Origin of the sequence: Alkalilimnicola ehrlichii MLHE-1, from assembly GCF_000014785.1 — a bacterium.
In the GTDB taxonomy this organism is placed as follows: domain Bacteria; phylum Pseudomonadota; class Gammaproteobacteria; order Nitrococcales; family Halorhodospiraceae; genus Alkalilimnicola; species Alkalilimnicola ehrlichii.
Genome location: NC_008340.1, coordinates 3117846 through 3137043 on the forward strand (window position 1 = coordinate 3117846; position 19198 = coordinate 3137043).

Below are 19198 nucleotides of genomic sequence, written 5' to 3' on the forward strand. Positions count from 1 at the left end.
TTGCAAATCCCCAGCAGCGACCCCGGACACTCCCTCATCCCGCAAGGAGGAGCCCCAGCGCAGGCATGGACCATATCCGCATCGAAGGCGCCCGCACCCACAACCTGCAGGATGTGCACCTGTCGCTGCCGCGCGAGCGGCTGGTGGTGATCACCGGCCTGTCCGGCTCCGGCAAGTCCTCGCTGGCCTTCGACACGCTTTATGCCGAGGGCCAGCGTCGCTACGTAGAGTCGCTCTCCGCCTACGCCCGGCAGTTCCTCTCGATGATGGAAAAGCCGGACGTGGACCACATCGAGGGCCTGTCGCCGGCCATCTCCATCGAGCAGAAATCCACCTCCCACAACCCCCGCTCCACGGTGGGCACCGTCACCGAGATCCACGACTACCTGCGCCTGCTCTACGCCCGCGCTGGCCGCCCCCACTGCCCCGAGCACGACATCGAGCTGAATGCCCAGACGGTCTCGCAGATCGTCGACCGGATCCTGGCCCTGCCCGAGGGCGAGAAGATCATGCTCCTGGCGCCGGTGGTGGACGGACGCAAGGGCGAACACCGGGAGGTGATCGACACCCTGCGCACCCAGGGCTATGTGCGCGCCCGGGTGGACGGCGAGGTCCACGACATCGACAGTGTGCCGGCCCTGGACCCCAAACGGCGCCACACCATCGAGGCGGTGGTGGACCGCTTCCGGGTGCGGCCGGACCTCGCCACCCGGCTGGCCGACTCGGTGGAGACGGCGCTGGCGCTGTCGGACGGTCTGGTCCGGGCCGCCTGGATGGACGACCCGGCGCGGGCGCCGCTGGTCTTCTCCTCGCGCTACGCCTGCCCCGAGTGCGGCTACGCCATCAGCGAGTTGGAGCCGCGCATCTTCTCCTTCAACAACCCGCGCGGGGCCTGCCCCGACTGCGACGGCCTGGGCGTGCGGACCTTCTTCGACCCGGCGCGGGTGGTGGTGCACCCGGAATTGCCCCTAACCGCCGGCGCGGTGCGCGGCTGGGACCGGCGCAACGCCTGGTACCACGCCATGATCCAGTCACTGGCGAAGCACCACGACTTCGACCCGGAGACCCCCTGGCAGGACCTGCCCGAGGGCATCCGCGATACCGTGCTGTTCGGCTCCGGGGACGAGGAGATCGACTTCCGCTACCCCGGCCCGCGGGGCGAAACCCGTCGCCGCCACGCCTTCGAGGGCATCATCCCCAACATGGCCCGGCGCTACCGGGAGACGGACTCGGCGGCGGTGCGCGAGGAGCTGGCCCGTTACCAGGCGGTGCAGACCTGCCCGAGCTGCGACGGCACCCGGCTCAACCAGGCCGCCCGTCACGTCTTCGTCGGCCCGCTCACCCTGCCGGAGGTGGCACGCATGCCGGTAGGCCGCACCCTGGGTCATTTCGAGGCGCTGAAGCTGGAGGGGGCGCGCGGCGAGATCGCCGGACGCATCCTGCGGGAGATCACCACCCGGCTCAGCTTTCTGGTCAACGTGGGACTGGATTACCTGAGCCTGGATCGGGCCGCCGACACCCTGTCCGGCGGCGAGGCGCAGCGCATCCGCCTGGCCAGTCAGATCGGCGCCGGCCTCACCGGGGTGATGTACGTGCTGGACGAGCCCTCCATCGGCCTGCACCAGCGCGACAACCAGCGGCTGCTCAACACCCTGATGCGGCTGCGCGACCTGGGCAACACGGTGATTGTGGTCGAGCACGACGAGGACGCCATCCGCGCCGCCGACCACGTGGTGGACATGGGCCCGGGGGCCGGGGTGCACGGCGGTTGGGTGGTCGCGCAGGGCACCCCGACCGAGATCGCAGCGCACCCCGACTCGCTCACCGGCGACTACCTGGCCGGCCGGCGCGAGATCCCGGTGCCCGCCGAACGCCGGCCGGTGCAGCCCGACCGGGTCGCCTGGCTGCGCGGCGCCACCGGGCACAACCTCAAGAACGTGGACGCGGGCATCCCCGCCGGGCTGTTCGTGGCCATCACCGGGGTGTCCGGCTCGGGCAAATCCACGCTCATCAACGACACCCTGTTCCGCTATGCGGCCCGCGAGCTGAACGGCGCCAGCGCCGCCCCGGCCCCCTGTCGCGGCATGGACCATCTGGCGCTGTTTGATAAGGTCATCGACATCGATCAGGCCCCCATCGGCCGCACCCCGCGCTCCAACCCCGCCACCTACACCGGGCTGTTCACGCCGCTGCGTGAGCTGTTCGCCGGCACCCCGGAGGCGCGCTCACGCGGCTACGGCCCCGGGCGTTTCTCCTTCAACGTGAAGGGCGGGCGCTGCGAGGCCTGCCAGGGGGACGGGGTGATCCGGGTGGAGATGCACTTTCTGCCCGACCTGCACGTGCCCTGCGACGTCTGCAAGGGCCGGCGCTACAACCGCGAGACCCTGGAGATCCGCTACAAGGGGCTGGACATTGCCCAGGTGCTGGAGCTGACCGTGGAGGAGGCCCTGGCCGTCTTCGACGCCATCCCCGGCATCCGCCGGCGGCTGCAGACGCTGATGGACGTGGGCCTGGGCTACATCCACCTGGGCCAGAGCGCCACCACCCTGTCCGGCGGCGAGGCCCAACGGGTGAAACTGGCCCGCGAGTTGGCCCGCCGGGACACCGGCCGGACCCTCTACATCCTGGATGAACCCACTACCGGCCTGCACTTCCACGACATCGCGCAACTGCTCTCCGTGCTCCAGCGGCTGGTGGATCACGGCAACACCGTGGTGGTCATTGAGCACAACCTGGATGTGATCAAGACCGCCGATCACGTGATCGACCTGGGCCCGGAAGGGGGCGACGGCGGCGGCCGCATCGTGGCCACCGGCACGCCGGAGGCCATCACCCGGGTGGAGGCCTCCCATACGGGCCGCTTCCTGCGACCGCTGCTGCGTCCCTAACCCCCGGCCACGGGGCAACGCTGCGGCGCCGGGGTGGATCGATGATGTCGCGCACCCCGGTGGTCAGGGCCCTGCCTGTGTCGCGGCCGCCCGCACCAGGGCGCGGAAAAGGGCGCGCTGCTCGCGCCGCTGTGGGAGGTACTCCGGGTGCCACTGGACACCCAACAATAGGGCACCGCCGTCGCCCTCCACCGCCTGCACCACGCCGGTCCGCTCCCAGGCCGCCGCCTTCAGGCCCTCACCCAGTTCGGCGATGGCCTGACGGTGGAGGGAGTTTACCCGCGTATGGGGCCCCAGCCAGCGATAGAGCTGGGCGTCGCGCCGCACCGTCACCCGCTTATAGGGCCAAATGCTGTGTACCTGCGGGCTCTCCTGATAGAAGCTGCTCAGATCCTGGTGCAGGGAGCCGCCCATATAGACATTGAGCAACTGTGCACCGCGACAGATGCCCAGCACCGGCACATCGCGGGCCAGTGCGTCCGCCAGCAGGCGCCACTCCACCCCGTCGCGACCGCGATCCCCCCGCGGCCCCGGGCTGATGCTGAGCAGCCAGCGCAACAGATAAAGCACCGGCAGCAAGAGCCAGGAGAGCAGAAACCGCCACCACACCGTCCTGCCCCGGCGCAACTCCCCGGGCTCCACCCGCTCCTCGCCATAGAGGCCCGGATCGACATCCGCACCACCGCCCAGGATCAAGCCGTCCAGGGGCCGCGGCGGCGCCGGGCGGGCCGGGGTGATCCGGCAGGGCCGGCCACCGGCCAGCCACACCGCCACGGCGGTCATCAGCCAGGCCGCCGCCCCGCCGCGGTCCGGCCCGGTGACGCCAATCAGCGGTCGAGTCGGGCGAGGCATTGGTCCACGTGCTGTATCCAGCGATGCTCGGTGAGGCTGAATCCGCGTGCCCACCAGTCGGCCATCAGTTGCCCCAACCGCTGCGGGTCATCCGCCAGCCGCTCCACCATCAGCCAGTCGCGCCACGGCCGGGCGATACGCCAGTCGGGGTCGTCCACCAGACAGTTGGGCAGGCGATAGTGCCAAGTGGGTCGTGCCTGGGTGAGTGGGTCGTCCGGCAGCGCCCGGCGCACCCGGCCGGGGTCCACGTGGGCCAGCAGCGGCATCAGGTCCAGGCTGCGGTTACGGGTGGTATTGAAGGCCAGAAACTCGTCGATGAAGGCACCGAGCCCGGGGCAATACCCGGGCTGGAGCAGCCGCCGGACGTACTCGGCGGGAAAGTCCTGGATGAACGGGGTGAGCCGGCGCACCGCGTCCGTATCGTCACGCCACTTCAGCCAGGGCAGCAGGAGCAGGTAGGTCTGGAGGGTGGCCCGGATGGTGTCCACCTCCAGCTCGGGCAACTCCGGATTGAGGTGCAGGCCGAATGCATAGACCAGGCCGGCCCGCGTGCCCTGGGCAAGCCGGCGGCGCAGGGCCTCACGCAGCGATTCGATCTGGCCGGCCTCGCCCACCGGCAACGGGGGCGAGACGACCTCCACCGGCACCACCGTGCTCGCCAGACGCAGCACCTGCTCGTCCAGACTGTCCAGGGTGCGATCATCGAGATTAAAGCCCATCTGGCTGAGCAGGGCACGGTAGCTGCGCTCCTTGAGCACCCGGGCATCCACCTCCACTTTAAAGGTGCCCCAGGCCGTACCGGCGACCCGTTTGACGAAACGGCTGTCCGATTGAACCTCACCGCCAAAGGCCTCCTGGATGGCGGCGGCGGCGCCCTCCGGGCTCAGGCCGGCAAACTCCAGCTCGAAACCGACCCGACGTGGCCGGCCGTCCGCCCGCAGCGGGCGGGCCGGTTGCGGGAAGCCGGGCGGTTCGGCGGCGGATGGCTGTGACTCGGACAATCGCACTCTCCAGTTGCGGCCCCTGCCCAGGCCGGACCGCGGCAAACAGGGTCTATACTACTCTCAGTGTTGCGGGGCTTGTCTAGGAGACGGGCGGGCATTATGATAGCCGCCTTTCAAGCTCAGCCATTCTCCGGGACGTCGTGCCCGGTCCCGTGACCCAGGTGGCAACCATGAAGCAAGGCATTCATCCCAAATACCGCGAGGTGGTGTTTCAGGACATCTCCTCCGATTTCGCGTTCATCACCCGCTCCACGGTCCGTACCAACGAGACCATCCAGTGGGAGGACGGCAAGGAGTATCCGCTGTTTAAGGTGGAAGTCTCCAGCAAGAGCCACCCTTTCTACACCGGCAAGCAGCGCGCGCTGAGCTCCGGTGGCCGGGTGGATCAGTTCCAGAAGAAGTTCGGCATCAGCACCGGCAACTGAGGGCGGGCTTGTCTCGTCCCTGTCGCTCCAAAGCGCCTGCACCCCGGGCGCTTTTTTGTATCTCACTGCAAAACAGCGAGATATCTATTATAAAAAGCGGTTAACCACCGCATAGATATCCCGGGGGCCCTCCCCCGGGTCGCCCGACGCCACGCACCATGGAGGCGGGCGAGGGGCCCATCCACGTCGGGGTATGGGCCCCAGAGGAACGGATTGCTGATGACAAGGGTTTTTTTTGCAATACCCTTTCAGTAACTCCCGGACCGTGACCGGCCTGAATGTCTTGCCCCAAGACCGGCTTAGGGGGCAGGACCGGCGCCCGCGGGCGCGCCGGCATCACGGTATTTCGAGAGCTGTCTAGGAGAGCGTTCCATGTCCGAGAAGACCGTCACCCTGACCGACAACAGCACCGGCAAATCCGTGGAGTTGCCGGTCTATCAAGGCACCCACGGCCCCGAGGTCATCGACATCAAGAATGTCTATGGCGAGCTGGGCTACTTCACTTACGACGCTGGCTTCACCTCCACCGCCAGCTGCAAAAGCGATGTCACCTTCATCGATGGTGACAACGGCGTGCTGCTGTATCGCGGCTACCCCATCGAACACCTGGCTGAGAAGAGCTCCTTCCTGGAGGTCTCCTACCTACTGCTGCACGGCGAATTGCCGAACAAGGCCGAACTGGACCAGTTCGTCAGCTCGGTGACCAACCACACCATGCTCAACGAAAGCCTGAAGGACTTCTTCGACGGCTTTCATTACAACGCCCACCCCATGGCCATGCTCACCGGGGTGGTCGGGTCGCTATCCGCCTTCTACCACGGCGAACTGGACATCAACGACCCGAAGAACCGGGAGCTGACCGCGCACCGGGTCATCGCCAAGATGCCGACCATCGCCGCGGCGGCCTACAAACACCTGGTGGGCGAGCCCTTCGTCTACCCGCAGAACCACCTGTCCTACGCGGGGAACCTGCTGAACATGCTGTTCTCCCGCCCCACCGAGAAGTACGAGGTTAACCCCGTGGCCGAGCGGGCGCTGGACCAGCTCCTGATCCTGCACGCTGACCACGAGCAGAACGCCTCCACCTCCACGGTGCGCCTGGCCGGTTCCACCGGCACCAACCCCTTCGCCGCCATCGCAGCTGGTTGCGCCGCGCTGTGGGGACCGGCGCATGGGGGGGCCAACGAGGCGGTGCTGAACATGCTCAACGAGATCGGCGACGTCTCCAACGTGCCCAAGTTCATCGAAAAGGCGAAGGACAAGAACGACCCCTTCCGCCTGATGGGCTTCGGTCACCGGGTCTACAAGAACTTCGACCCGCGGGCCACCATCATCCGCAAGACCTGTCACGAGGTCCTGGAGGAACTCGGCGTGGGCAAGGACCCGCAGCTGGAGCTGGCCATGGAGCTGGAGGATATCGCCCTGCAGGACGAGTACTTCGTCGAGCGCAAGCTCTACCCGAACGTCGACTTCTACTCGGGCATCATCTACCGCGCGCTGGGCATCCCCACCGAGTTCTTCACGGTGCTGTTTGCCCTGGGCCGCACCCCGGGCTGGCTGGCGCAGTGGATGGAGATGGTCAACGACCCCGAGCAGCGCATCGGGCGTCCGCGCCAGCTCTACACCGGCGCCGCCAAGCGCGACTACGTGCCGGTGGATCAGCGCAGCTGATTCCCCTGCCGGCACCGCCGACGCCCTCACCCCGGAAGGCCCCCACGGGCCTTCCGGTTTTTTTTGCCCGCTCAGGGTAGGAAGGGCTCGGCAGCCCGGTCCTCATCCTCGTTGGCCAGCAGCGCCTCCACCTCCGCCAGCGCCGCCCGCTGCATGGGGCGGCCGTCAACCTGGCTGCGGGGCGCCTCACGCAATCCCTTGGGGCTGAATACGGTCAAATCCACCACATGCTCTCCCGCCACGAAGCGGATCACGGGACGCATCTCCCAGTGCTCCCGCCCGAAGCGCAGGCGCCGCTCGCTGGTCTCGTGTGGGATCCCGCGCTCCATCAGAAACAGGGTGATCTCCTCCGGCGTCTCGGCGAAGACATGCAGGTGCACGTCGCAGGCCTGATCCGCCGTACCGCTGAGCACCGGCCCCACCAACCGGGGCCGGAAGGGCTCGAAGAAGGCCATGGCCTGCACGGCGGCCTCGCGCAACAGCCGCAGGTAAGCCCCCTGCTCGGCCCCCAGAAACAGCCGCTGGTATTCCACCAGCGCCGCCTGCACCTCCCGATTGCTGGGCAGGTTGCGCGTGTCCCGGGCCCCCAGGCGCTCGGCGGCCTTGCGCTTGGCCTGGTAGTGGTCCCGCACACCCTCATCGGCCATGATGCGGGCCGCCTCCTGGATCAGGCGCTCGCGCATGCGCAGGTCCTTGGTGCTGGATCGCTTGGCCATGGCCACCTCCCGGGGGCTGACGCCCCTGCCTAGAAGATATCCTGCTCCCGACTCCCGGCCCCGCTGCCGCCACCCCGAGGCGTAACGTCCGGCAGGTTGTCCTCGCGGAACAGCTCGAACATGCTCCGACCCTCGCCGGCACGCACCCGGCGGCCGTCCTCGGGGTCGATGCGTACGGTAACCAGGCCCTCGGGCTGGCGCGGCGGCGCCTCGGGAACACCGTTGAGGGCCTGCTCCATAAAGTCGGTCCAGATGGGCAGCGCGGTGGAACCGCCGGTCTCCCGCGGTCCCAGCTGATCGTTATTATCGAAGCCGACCCAGGCACCGGCGACAATCCGGCTGTTATAGCCCACGAACCAGGCATCGCGGCCATCGTTGGTGGTTCCCGTCTTCCCGGCCAGGTCACTGCGCCCCAGCCGGGCCGCCGCCCGTCCCGTTCCGCGCTGGATGACATCCTGCATGATGTTGGTCATGAGAAAGGCGTCCGTGGCCGGCATCACCGACTCGGCCACCGGCCGCAGGTTCACCCCACCGGTCTCCTCCTGCAGGTCGGTCTGCACCTGCAACTGACTGCACTCCACACAGGCCACCGGCGGCCGCGCCTGAAACAACACCTCGCCTTCGGCGCTCTCCACCCGATCGATGAAATGGGGCATGACCCGGAAGCCACCATTGGCAAACAGGGCGTAACCGGCGGTCAGATCCAGGGGCGTCATCTCGGCACTGCCCAACGCCAGCGACAGACCACTGGGCATCCGACGGGTGTCGAAGCCCAACGCGTCCAGGTACCCCAGGGTGTCCTCGATGCCCAGATTGCGCAGCAGCCGAATGGAGGCCAGATTGCGCGAGTGCACCAGGGCCTCGCGCAGGCGCGTCGGACCGTAGACACGCCCGCTGTAATTACTCGGCCGCCAACTGGTCTCCAAGGATTCGTCGTGCATGACGATCGGGGTGTCGCTCAACATGCTAGCCGGCGAATACCCCTTGGCCAGCGCTGCGGAGTAGATGAAGGGCTTGAAGGCCGAGCCTGGCTGGCGCCGGGATTGCACCGCCCGGTTGAAGGAGCTGCGGAAGTAGTCAAACCCGCCAGAGAGCGCCAGCAGGGCGCCATTCTCCGGGTCCATGGCCACCAGCGCCCCCTCCACCGCCGGCACCGCGGCCAGTTGCGGCACCTCGGCGGCTCGATCGACGCGGATGATATCGCCCACGGAGAGCACGTCGGAGACCTTCTCCGGCGCCGGCCCGCGAGCGGTGCGCCGGAGGTAGGGGCGGGCCCACGCCATCGCCTCGAACGGCAGTTCCATCTCACCGTGGCGACGCACCCAGACCCGGGCGCGTTGGGCGTCATCGTCCACGGCCAGCACCAGGGCCGCCTCGAGCCCCCCGAAACGGGGGTAATCCGCCAGCAGCGCCTCCCAGTCCTCGGACGCCTCATCCCCGGTCAAGGCCACCTGGGCCTCGGGGCCGCGATAGCCGCGCCGGTGGTCGTAGGCCCGCAGGCCATCGCGCAGGGCCTGATCCGCCGCCCGCTGCATGCGGCCATCGATGGTGGTCCGCACCACGTAGCCACCGCTGTAGGCCTCGTCCTCGCCATACTGGGCCACCATGGTCTGGCGCACCATCTCGGCCACGTAGGGCGCCGAGACCTCGACCGACGAGGCGTGGACCTGCGCCGTGAGTGGCGCATCCACCGCCTCGGCATGCTGCTCGGCGGTGATGTAGCCCTCGGCCAGCATGCGGCCGAGCACGTACGCCCGACGGATCTCGGCCCGGCGGGGGTTGGCGATCGGGTTGTACGCCGACGGCGCCTTGGGGAGCCCCGCGATCATGGCGATCTGGGCCAGGTCCAGGTCGTCCACCCCCTTGCCGTAGTAGATCTGGGCGGCTGCGCCCACCCCGTAGGCACGCTGGCCCAGGTAAATCTTGTTGAGGTACAGCTCCAGGATCTCCTGTTTACTGAGCGCACGCTCGATCTGCAGCGCCAGCAGGATCTCCTGCGCCTTGCGGTGGAAGGTCTGGTCCCGGGTAAGGAAAAAGTTCCGCGCCAATTGCATGGTAATGGTGCTGCCACCCGGCCCCTTTTCCCCGGTGAGCAGGAGGTGGCGAACGGCGCGGGCGATCCCCTGGTAGTCGACCCCGGGGTGGTCGAAGAAACGGTCATCCTCCGCGGCCAGGAAGGCCTGCACCAGCTGCGGTGGCAAGGCGTCCGCCTCCAGCGGGATCCGGCGCTGCTCACCATACTCGGCGATCAGCGCGCCCTCCCGGGTCACCACCCGCAACGGCACCTGCAGACGCACGTCGCGCAGGGTATCCACCGAGGGCAGGCCCGGAGAGAGGATGGCAAAGGCCACCGCCGCCGCGATCAGACCCACCAGACCGAGGGACAGCAGGCTGGCGAACAGCCAGAGGAGGAGTCGAGAGAATAGCCGCATATGAAATCGTAAGAGCGCGCTTGGAGTGGGGCACCAGAACTAGAGTATATCAGGACAGCGTCCAGTCCCCCGGGTTCCGTATAAAGTGGCAAAGAGTTCCTTGCAATCCTCGATAGTTACAGGGAGTATTAACACTAGGACTGGAACCTTTGTACTCTTGGGGCGACGATAGGGACGGGGCTGTGCAGATCTTCAGGAAGAAACGGCCGCCGCTGCTGGGGATCGACATCAGCACCACGGCTGTGAAACTGCTCGAATTCCACGAGCAGCGGGGCGGGGGCCTGCAGGTGGAGAGCTACGCGGTGGAGCCGTTACCGGCCAATGCCGTGATCGAGAAGAACATCGTCGAGGTGGATGCCGTCTCCGACAGCATCAAGGCCGCCTACGAGAAATCCGGCAGCCGCGCCAGGGGTGTCGCCCTGGCGGTGCCCGCCTCGGCCGCCATCAGCAAGGTCATCAACTTGGCCGCCGATCTCAACGAAGAGGAGATGGAGGCGCAGATCCGCGCCCAGGCGGATCAATACGTCCCCTACCCACTGGACGAGGTCAACCTCGACTTTCAGCGCCTGGGGCCGGCCCCGGGGCGGCCGGACGAGGTGCAGGTCCTGCTGGTGGCCTGCCGCAGCGATAACATCGAGGCGCGGGTGGACACCCTGGACGCAGCCGGGCTCACGGCCGAGGTGGTCGACGTGGAGAGTTACGCCGTCGAGAACGCCTTCCGGCTGATGTCGCGCGCCCTGCCGGACAACGCCGAAGGCAAGACGGTGGCGGTGGTGGATATCGGCGCGACCATGACCGCACTGACTGTGATCTCCAACGAACGAATCGTCTACACCCGCGAACAGCTCTTCGGCGGGCGCCAGCTCACCGAGGAGATCATGCGCCGCTACGACATGACCTTCGAGCAGGCCGGAAAGGCCAAACGACTGGGCGGGCTGCCGGACAGCTACGAGACGGAGGTGCTGGAGCCCTTCAAGGAGGCCATGGCGCAGCAGGTCTCCCGAGCGCTGCAGTTCTTCTTCGGCTCGGGACAGACCAGCACGGTGGACTACGTGCTCTTCGCCGGCGGCTGCGCCACCATCCCCGGGGCCGCGCAGGTGGTGGCCGAGCACACCGGCACCCCCACCGTGATCGCCAACCCCTTCACCGGTATGACGGTCAACCGCCGCATCAATCCAAGGGTGCTGGCCGCCGATGCACCGGCGCTGATGATCGCCAGCGGGCTGGCCATGAGGAGCTTCGACCGATGACGCGCATCAACCTCCTCCCCTGGCGGGAAGCCGAACGCGAACGCCGCAAAAAGGCCTTCTTCGCCCAACTCGGTGCCGCGGTGCTGGCCGCCGGTCTGGTCTGGTACGGCGCCACTTGGTACATGGACTCGCTGATCGACCGCCAGCAGGCCCGCAACGATCGCATCCAGCAGGCCCTGCGGGATCTGGACAGCCAAATCGCCGAGATCGAGGACCTGGAGCGCGAACTGGAGCGGCTGATCAGCCGCGCCGAGGTAATCCAGGACCTTCAGGACGGGCGGACCGCCGTGGTGCAACTGCTGGAGGAGATGGTCAACATCCTCCACGACGGCATTTACTTCACCAGTATCCGGCAGCGCAACAGCCAGATCTCCATCCAGGGTCGCTCGCGCTCGCCCCAGGAGGTCTCGGTGTTCCTGCAGAACATCGACAACTCCACCCTGCTGGGGGACCCCGACCTCGACTCCTTCGAGGCCGGCGGCGCTGATGGCGAAGGTCAGCCGCGCTACTACAACTTTGCCGCCCGCACCACCCAGCAGAGTAACCGCTGAGCGCTCAGGGAGGACGTCCAATGAAACTCGACGACCTGCGCGACCTGGACCCGAACAACCCCGGGGCATGGCCCGGCTGGGTCCGTGCGGCGGCCATCGCCCTGGTGTTCATTCTTGCGGTGCTCGGCGGCTGGTACTTCGGCTGGTCCGATAAGCTCTCCCAGCTCGAGCGTGCCGAGGCGCGCGAGCCCGACCTGCTCCGCGAACTCGACCAGAAGAAGCATCGGGCGGCGAACCTGGACGCCTATCGCCGACAGAAGGAGCAGATCGAGACCGAACTGGTCGAGATGCTCGGCCGGCTGCCCGGCGACGTGGCGCAACCCAGCCTGGTGGAGGACATCTCGCTGCAGGCCTCCGGGGCGGGCCTGGAGATCGCCTCCTACAACACCCGCAGCCCGACCCAACGGGAGTTCTACGCCGAACTGCCCGTGGACATGCGCGTCATCGGCACCTACGAGCAGCTGGGCCAATTTGTCAGCGGCGTCGCCAACATGGACCGCATCGTAACGCTGCACAATCTCACCATCGAGCCGCGGGATGGCAGTGATCGACTGGGCATGAATATGACCGCCAGGACCTACTGGTACCTGGATCCGGAGGACTAGGCATGCAGGGAAGGAACGGGCATCTCCCCTTTACGCTCCGCCGCGGGCTGTTCTTGATGGCCCTCGCGGCACTGCTGCTGGCGGGTTGCAGCGAGGACATGTCGGACCTGGAGCGGAAGATTTCCGAGCCGGCACCGGAGAGCGAGATCGACCCCATCCCCAGTTTCGAGGAGGCGGCAGCGGTACGCTTCCCCGCCACGCTGCCCCGCGACCCCTTTCGGCCGCTGGGTTTCGGGCCCGAACGCGAGGAGGAGGTGCTCACCGCCGCGGTGATCGACCCGGACCGGCCGCGGGAGCCCCTGGAGCACTTCCAGCGCGACAGCCTGCGGTTCGTCGGCACCCTGGGGCGCGGGGACGTGCGCCACGCAATGATTCAGGATCCGGAGCAGCGGATCCACCTGGTCACCGTCGGCAACTATCTGGGGCGCGCCTCCGGGCGTATCGAGGAGATCTCGCCCGAGCGCATTGTGCTGACGGAAAAGGTCAGGGATCGTCACGGTCAGGTGGTGGAGCGCCCTGCGGCACTCAACCTGCAGCCGGCACAATGAACGGCAGCCCGGGATCTTGGAGGGAGTAAGAACAATGTTTGCCAAAGCCATCTCAGGACGAAGCGGCGCCGCACCGGACCGCCTCCAGGGGCTGTTCATCGGGCTACTGGCCCTCACGGCGCTCGCCTGCGGGCTCACCCCTGTGCAGGCCGGAGCCGCCACCGTCAACCTCACCGACATGGAGTACACCACCGCCCCGGGCAACCGGGTGGAGCTGATCCTAACGCTGGACGGCGAACCGCCGGAGCCGGGCAGCTTCACCATCAGCAACCCGGCGCGCCTGGTGGTGGACCTGCGCGACACCCGCAACCGGCTGGCCGAACGGGCGCTGGAGATCGACACCGGCAACGTGCGCCGGGTCACCACCACCGAATCCGGCGACCGCACCCGGTTGGCGATCCAGCTCAGTCGCTTGGTGGATCACGCCATCCGGGTGGAGGGCAACCAGATCTTCATCACGCTGGACGGGGGCACCGGCGCCGCCGCACGCATCGGGCGCGACCACGAACCGCGCGAGCGTACCACCCGCAGCCAGATCGAGGACATCGACTTCCGGCGTACCCCGGACGAGGGCGGGCGCATCATCATCGCCCTCAGTGACGGCCGCGCACCGGTGCGCATGGACGAGCGCTCCGACCGGGTGGTGCTGGAGTTCCCGGGCAGCCGCGTGCCCGAGGAGCTGCGGCGCCGGCTGGATGTCACCGACTTCGCCACCCCGGTGCAGATGATCGAGACCCGGCAACAGGACGACCGGGTGCGAATGACAGTGACTGCCCGCGGCCCCTTCCGCACCGCCGGCTATCAGACCGCCGACAGCTTCACCCTGGAGATCGACCCGCGCATCGATGACGAGGAGGTGGACGAACCCACCTACACCGGCGACCCCATCACCCTCGATTTCCAGGACGTCGAGGTGCGGCGGGTGCTGCAGATCCTCGCCGACTTCAACGACATGAATGCGGTGATCAGCGACAGTGTGGACGGCCGCCTGACACTGCGCCTGGTGGAGGTCCCCTGGGACCACGCCCTGGAGATCATCCTCGAGGCCCAGGGCCTGGACGTCCGTGAGCGCGGCAACGTACTCACCTTCGCCCCCACCGAGGAGCTGGCCGCCCGCGACCGGGCCCGTGAGGAGGCCCGCCGCACGGTGGACGAGGTCGCCCCGCTCAGCTCGGCCTTCATCCAGGTCAACTACGCCCGCGCCGAGGACATCGCCAACCTGCTGAAGGGCGACGAGACCAGCCTGCTCTCCGAACGCGGCCAGGTGGCGATCGACGAGCGCACCAACCTGCTCATCGTGCAGGATATGGAGCGCAACATCGACGACATCCGCAATCTGGTGAACCGGCTGGACATCCCGGTGCAGCAGGTGCTGATCGAGTCGCGCATCGTCATCGCCGACGACGACTTCTCGCGCGACCTGGGCGTCCGCTTCGGCTACACCGCCACCGGCAGCCTGGGCAGCGAGGGCACCGCCATCGGCGCCCGCCCCACCCCCACGCCCGGCATTGACGGCACCGATGACCTGATGGTGGATCTGCCTGCCCCGGCAGAGGCCCCGCGACTCGGCCTGGCCATCGGGCGCATCGGTGACCGCCTGCTCCAGTTGGAGCTGTCGGCCATGGAGACCGAGGGGCGCGGCGAGGTCATCTCCAGCCCGCGGGTCATCACCGCCAACCAGCGGGAGGCCAACATCCGCCAGGGCGTGGAGATCCCCTACCAGGAGGAGACCGCCAGCGGCGCCACCAACGTGGAGTTCAAGGAGGCGGTGCTGGGCCTCACGGTCACCCCGCAGATCACACCGGATGACCGGGTCATTATGAACCTGGAGGTCTCCAACGACACCGTGGGCGAGGTCTTCGCCGGGGTGCCCAGCATCGACACCCAGTCGGTCACCACCCAGGTCCTGGTGGACAACGGCGAGACCGTGGTGCTGGGCGGGGTCTACGAGCGGGCCAGCGGCGAGCAAACCCGGCGCGTGCCCTTCTTCGGGAGCCTGCCGGGGGTGGGCTGGCTGTTCCGCAACCGCCTGACCTTCGACGAACAGTCCGAGCTGCTCGTCTTCGTCACCCCGCGCATCCTGGACGAATCGCTGAATGCGCGTAACGCGGGGCAATAAACGGCCCGAGGGCAGGGACGCCCATCTAACCACACGTGGAAGCCTGAGCAGAAGGGGAGAAGGACCAGTGAGCACATGGATCACACGCGCGGCAGCACTCCTTTTCGTCGCCGCCATGCTCGCGTTGGCGGGCTGTAACAGCAGCAGCACCGGCGGTTTCACCGGCGATCCGGATAACGGCGACGGAAACGGTGACAACGGTGACGGGGTCACCGGCGCGGACATCGGCCGGGTGGTGGTGACCGGGTCCAACACCCTGCCGACCGGCAACGACACCCGCCTGCAGCTTGAGGTGCTCGTCCTGGATGATGCCAACCGGGTCAAGGAAGGGGTGGAAGTCTTCCCCCAGACCGATGATCGCGATCTGTTTTTCGAAGCGGCTGGGACCAGCGGCTGGCAAACCGACGAATCGGGCCGCGTCCGGCTCTACGTCCGCACCCCCGCAAACCCGGAGAATCGCACCTCGAGCCTGACAGTCCGTGCCGATGGCGAGACGTCTCCGCCCTTCCCAGTCCAGGTCACGGGTACGGCATGGTCCCCCATCCAAGCCACCAGCACCGCCACCATCAATGCCTTCGAGACCCTGCAATTGGCCCTCCGGGACAGCACCGGCGGCACACTCGGGCAACGCCCTGTCAACGCTGAAGGCAGCGGCGACGCCGTAATCGTCGACCCGACCGAGGGCGAAACGGACCTCTCCGGAACCTTCAGCGTGGATTACCAGGCGAATGACGTCGGTGACTTTCACGTTCTGGTCAGCAGTTCGGGGGCGCAGTACCAGCACAGCTTCTCCGTCGACCAGTTCGGCATCGAGTTCATCGAACCCGACGAGAGCGGAGGGCTGTGGCCGGTGGGCACCGACATCGACGTGACGGTGCAGCTCATGGAGGGGAACACCCCAATGGAGGGAGAAGAGATCCGCTTCAACGCCTCCCGCGGCAGCCTGGACGGATCCGACCCCCCACAGGTCACCACGACCACCGATGATGACGGCAAGGCCACGGTGATCATCCGTTCCGATGACGTGGGCCCGACCCGTATCACTGCGAAGGCCCTCGATGTGGGCGTTGAGACCTCAACCACCGCGCAGTTCGTCACCGACGCCGCCGAGTTCATCGATCTGCAGGCAGTACCCGCCATCGTCCGGCCGCGGGATACTGAAAACGCCAGCGATGCCGGAGACGACAGCGTCAGCCGTATTGTGGCCAAGGTGACCGATGATGCCGGTCAACCGGTACAGGGTGCTGAAGTCGGGTTCAATCTCAGCGACACCTCAGGCGGTGAGTTGCGATCCAACACCGCGACCACCGACCTCTTCGGACGCGCCGTTGTGGAATATGTCGCGGGCCGAGTCGGCTCCGGGGATCAGGGAATCACTGTGACCGGTTTCCTGACGGAGGACACCGATCTCAGCAACCAGGTAAAACTGACGGCATCCGCCCAGGCCCTTTACATCACCCTGGGCACGGGCAACGAGATCCTCGACATCAACGAGACCACCTACGCCAAACCCTACACCGCGGTCATCACCGACGCCTCCGGCCAACCGGTGGCCAACACCGAGGTCAGTCTGTCGGTCTGGTCCACCGATTACCGCCGTGGTTTCCTGGTCTGGAGCGATGACGCCCAGCGCTGGGTGATTCACGACAGTGCCGTGCAATGCGCCTCCGAGGATCAGACCCGGGGCGGCAACATCAACCTGGAGAATGACGTCTCGGAGACCGGCACCCTGCTCCCGGGCAACGTCGCCACACTGGCGCCGGCCGACGGCACCGAACTCTCCATCACCACGGATGAGAGCGGCTTCGCCGACTTCGAAGTTCGCTACCCGAAGGACCACGCCCAATGGGTGCGGGTGGAGTTGCGGGCTACGGTGGGTGGTGAAGTCGCCGGCACGGAGGGCGAGCGCCTCCGCAGTTTCTGGCTGCCGGTGGCCGACGATGACGTCAACGAACTGGATACCCTGCCGCCTGGCTACAACAGCCCCTTCGGCACCGGCCGGCCCGGGGAGGCCGACCGCTGCACCGCCTTCCCGGAGGACTACGACTGGCAGGAGAGCTTCCGGGACGAGTTCCTGTAACGGTAACCGCAACCCGCCCGCCGGCCAGGCTGGCGGATTGGACAGGGGCGCCGGATCGATTCCGGCGCCCCTGTTTGGTTCGGCCCCAGCCATAGCCCCGCGCCTCTGATGCGCCCGTTTCTGGTATCGTGTCCCCGATACCCACGGAGCGCATGCGTACCATGAACCATCCACCCCGCATCTACCTCATCGGCCCCATGGGCGCCGGCAAGAGCACGGTGGGCCGCCGGCTGGCGGACGCACTGGGCCTGCCCTTCGAGGACAGCGACCGCTACATCGTCGAGCGGACCGGCGTGGACATCCCCACGATCTTCGACATCGAGGGCGAGGCGGGCTTTCGCAAGCGTGAGCACGACGCCATCCGCACCCTCACCGAGCGGGAGGAACTGGTCCTCGCCACCGGTGGCGGTGTGGTGACCACCCCCGCCAACCGCGACCTGCTGGGTGCCCGCGGCATCGTGGTCTACCTTTACACCCCGGTGGAGACCCAACTGGCGCGCACCGGCAAGGACCGCAACCGCCCGCTGCTGCAGACCGAGGACCCGCGGGCCCGCCTGGAGGCACTGATGGTCGAGCGCGACCCGCTCTACCGGGCGATCGCCGACATCATCATCGATACCCGCGGCGGCACGGTGAAATCGGTGGCGCGGCGGGTGCTCAAGGCGCTGGAGGAGCCCGCCGGCCAGGAGACCCAACCATGACCGAGACCACCACCCTGCAGGTGGATCTGGGCAGCCGCAGCTACCCGATCCACATCGGCACCGGCCTGCTCGACCAGCCCCGGCTGATCACCGACCACCTGCCCGCCCGGCGGGTGATGGTGGTGACCAACGAAACCGTCGCCCCCCATTACCTCGACCGGGTGTTGGCCAGCCTCGATGGCCGCGAGGCCCACAGCGTGGTGCTCCCCGACGGCGAGCGCTTCAAGAGCCTGGAGACCGCCATGCGCGTCTATGACGCGCTGATCGAGCACCGCTTCGACCGCGGCTCCGCCATCGTCGCCCTGGGCGGCGGCGTGATCGGCGATCTCGCCGGCTTCGTGGCCGCCACCTGGCAGCGGGGGGTGCGCTACCTCCAGGTGCCCACCACCCTGTTGGCGCAGGTGGACTCCTCAGTGGGCGGCAAGACCGCGGTCAACCACCCGGGCGGCAAGAACATGATCGGCGCCTTTCACCAGCCCCGCTGCGTGATCGCCGACATGGACACCCTGGACACCCTCCCCGACCGGGAGCTGCGCGCCGGGCTGGCCGAGGTGATCAAGTACGGGCTGATCCGCGACGCCGACTTTCTGACCTGGCTGGAGGCGAACATGCCGGCCCTGCTGGCTCGCGACAAGGCGGCGCTGGCCGAGGCGGTGGAGCGCTCCTGCCGGCACAAGGCCGCGGTGGTGGCCGAGGACGAGCTGGAGGCGGGGCAGCGGGCCCTGCTCAACCTGGGCCATACCTTCGGCCACGCCATCGAGACCCATACCGGCTATGGGGCCTGGCTGCACGGTGAGGCGGTGGCCGCCGGGATGGTGATGGCCGGCTGGATGTCCATGCGCCAGGGCTGGCTGAGCGAGGCCGATTTCCACCGCCTGGAGGCCATCCTCTCCACCGCCGGCCTGCCCGTGGCCCCGCCGGCGATGGAGAGTGAGCGCTTCCGCGAATTGATGGCCGTGGACAAGAAGGTGCAGGACGGCCGGCTGCGGCTGGTGCTGTTGCGGGCGCTGGGCGACGCCGTGGTCACCGATGCCTTCGACCCCGCCGCGCTGGAGGCCACCCTGGACCACTACTGCGCCAGCCCCGAATAGCAACGCCAATGCCGGGCGCTCTGCCCGGCACGCACCACCCCCTCCCCCACCTGCCCGGCAGATGCGACATTTTGTGTCGCATGTAGGCAACTATCGAGCATAAGACCTTGGCAAATACACCGACTCACGATATATTGTCCGGCCGCTTTTAGATAGGTTGCCGATGATGCACTGCAGCAACGAGCCCTACTTCTAATAGAGCACCTCCCCGAGGCCGCGCCGAGACGCTGGCGCACCCGCCTCTATACTGCTTAGACGGCAGTGT

At 67.5% G+C, this 19198-nt stretch carries 15 protein-coding genes; 11 read left to right on the top strand and 4 right to left on the bottom strand.

The window, feature by feature from the left end; genetic code table 11:
- Positions 1 to 65 precede the first annotated feature (65 nt).
- The gene (gene uvrA / locus MLG_RS13900) at positions 66 to 2888 is read left to right on the top strand and encodes an excinuclease ABC subunit UvrA (protein ID WP_011630481.1); all 2823 of its coding nucleotides are present in this window, start codon (positions 66 to 68) and stop codon (positions 2886 to 2888) included.
- Positions 2889 to 2951: 63 nt separating this feature from the next.
- On the opposite strand, the gene MLG_RS13905 is transcribed toward uvrA, so the two are convergent.
- Both MLG_RS13905 and MLG_RS13910 read right to left on the bottom strand, forming a co-directional pair.
- Positions 2952 to 3740, bottom strand: coding sequence for a gamma-glutamyl-gamma-aminobutyrate hydrolase family protein (locus MLG_RS13905; protein ID WP_011630482.1), 789 nt, complete (start codon positions 3738 to 3740; stop codon positions 2952 to 2954).
- Positions 3716 to 4741: an amidoligase family protein gene (locus MLG_RS13910; RefSeq protein ID WP_011630483.1), complete on the bottom strand. Its 1026-nt coding sequence runs from the start codon at positions 4739 to 4741 to the stop codon at positions 3716 to 3718. The genes MLG_RS13905 and MLG_RS13910 overlap by 25 nt, the downstream gene beginning before the upstream one ends.
- 173 nt (positions 4742 to 4914) lie before the next feature.
- Here MLG_RS13910 and MLG_RS13915 point away from each other — a divergent pair, with 173 nt between their 5' ends.
- Together MLG_RS13915 and MLG_RS13920 are read left to right on the top strand one after the other, a co-directional pair.
- Entirely contained in the window at positions 4915 to 5169 is a 255-nt protein-coding gene (locus MLG_RS13915; protein ID WP_011630484.1) for a type B 50S ribosomal protein L31, read from the top strand.
- 372 nt (positions 5170 to 5541) lie between these two features.
- Positions 5542 to 6840, top strand: a complete 1299-nt coding sequence (locus MLG_RS13920) for a citrate synthase (protein ID WP_011630485.1) — start codon at positions 5542 to 5544, stop codon at positions 6838 to 6840.
- Positions 6841 to 6911: 71 nt separating this feature from the next.
- Here MLG_RS13920 and MLG_RS13925 read toward each other — a convergent pair whose 3' ends face one another.
- Both MLG_RS13925 and MLG_RS13930 read right to left on the bottom strand, forming a co-directional pair.
- Positions 6912 to 7556 carry a hypothetical protein gene (locus tag MLG_RS13925; protein ID WP_011630486.1) on the bottom strand — a complete coding sequence of 215 codons (645 nt, stop codon included), beginning with the start codon at positions 7554 to 7556 and terminating at the stop codon, positions 6912 to 6914.
- Positions 7557 to 7585: 29 nt separating this feature from the next.
- Positions 7586 to 9988, bottom strand: a complete 2403-nt coding sequence (locus tag MLG_RS13930) for a penicillin-binding protein 1A (protein ID WP_011630487.1) — start codon at positions 9986 to 9988, stop codon at positions 7586 to 7588.
- Between the two features lie 182 nt (positions 9989 to 10170).
- Here MLG_RS13930 and MLG_RS13935 point away from each other — a divergent pair, with 182 nt between their 5' ends.
- The 8 genes from MLG_RS13935 to aroB all read left to right on the top strand — a co-directional run bounded on the left by MLG_RS13935 (position 10171) and on the right by aroB (position 18933).
- Complete coding sequence (locus tag MLG_RS13935) at positions 10171 to 11238, top strand: pilus assembly protein PilM (RefSeq protein WP_011630488.1); 1068 nt, start codon at positions 10171 to 10173, stop codon at positions 11236 to 11238.
- Positions 11235 to 11789, top strand: coding sequence for a PilN domain-containing protein (locus tag MLG_RS13940; protein ID WP_011630489.1), 555 nt, complete (start codon positions 11235 to 11237; stop codon positions 11787 to 11789). Before MLG_RS13935 ends, MLG_RS13940 begins: the two co-directional genes overlap by 4 nt.
- A gap of 20 nt (positions 11790 to 11809) precedes the next feature.
- Entirely contained in the window at positions 11810 to 12394 is a 585-nt protein-coding gene (locus tag MLG_RS13945; RefSeq protein WP_011630490.1) for a type IV pilus inner membrane component PilO, read from the top strand.
- Positions 12395 to 12396: 2 nt separating this feature from the next.
- Positions 12397 to 12942 carry a pilus assembly protein PilP gene (locus MLG_RS13950; RefSeq protein WP_011630491.1) on the top strand — a complete coding sequence of 182 codons (546 nt, stop codon included), beginning with the start codon at positions 12397 to 12399 and terminating at the stop codon, positions 12940 to 12942.
- A gap of 34 nt (positions 12943 to 12976) precedes the next feature.
- Entirely contained in the window at positions 12977 to 15061 is a 2085-nt protein-coding gene (pilQ, locus tag MLG_RS13955; protein WP_011630492.1) for a type IV pilus secretin family protein, read from the top strand.
- Positions 15062 to 15128: 67 nt separating this feature from the next.
- Positions 15129 to 17141, top strand: coding sequence for an Ig-like domain-containing protein (locus MLG_RS13960; protein WP_011630493.1), 2013 nt, complete (start codon positions 15129 to 15131; stop codon positions 17139 to 17141).
- Positions 17142 to 17302: 161 nt separating this feature from the next.
- A complete protein-coding gene (gene aroK / locus MLG_RS13965; protein WP_011630494.1) occupies positions 17303 to 17842 on the top strand; it encodes a shikimate kinase AroK in 540 nt (179 codons plus the stop codon).
- Positions 17839 to 18933 carry a 3-dehydroquinate synthase gene (gene aroB / locus MLG_RS13970; RefSeq protein WP_011630495.1) on the top strand — a complete coding sequence of 365 codons (1095 nt, stop codon included), beginning with the start codon at positions 17839 to 17841 and terminating at the stop codon, positions 18931 to 18933. The genes aroK and aroB overlap by 4 nt, the downstream gene beginning before the upstream one ends.
- Positions 18934 to 19198: the final 265 nt, after the last annotated feature.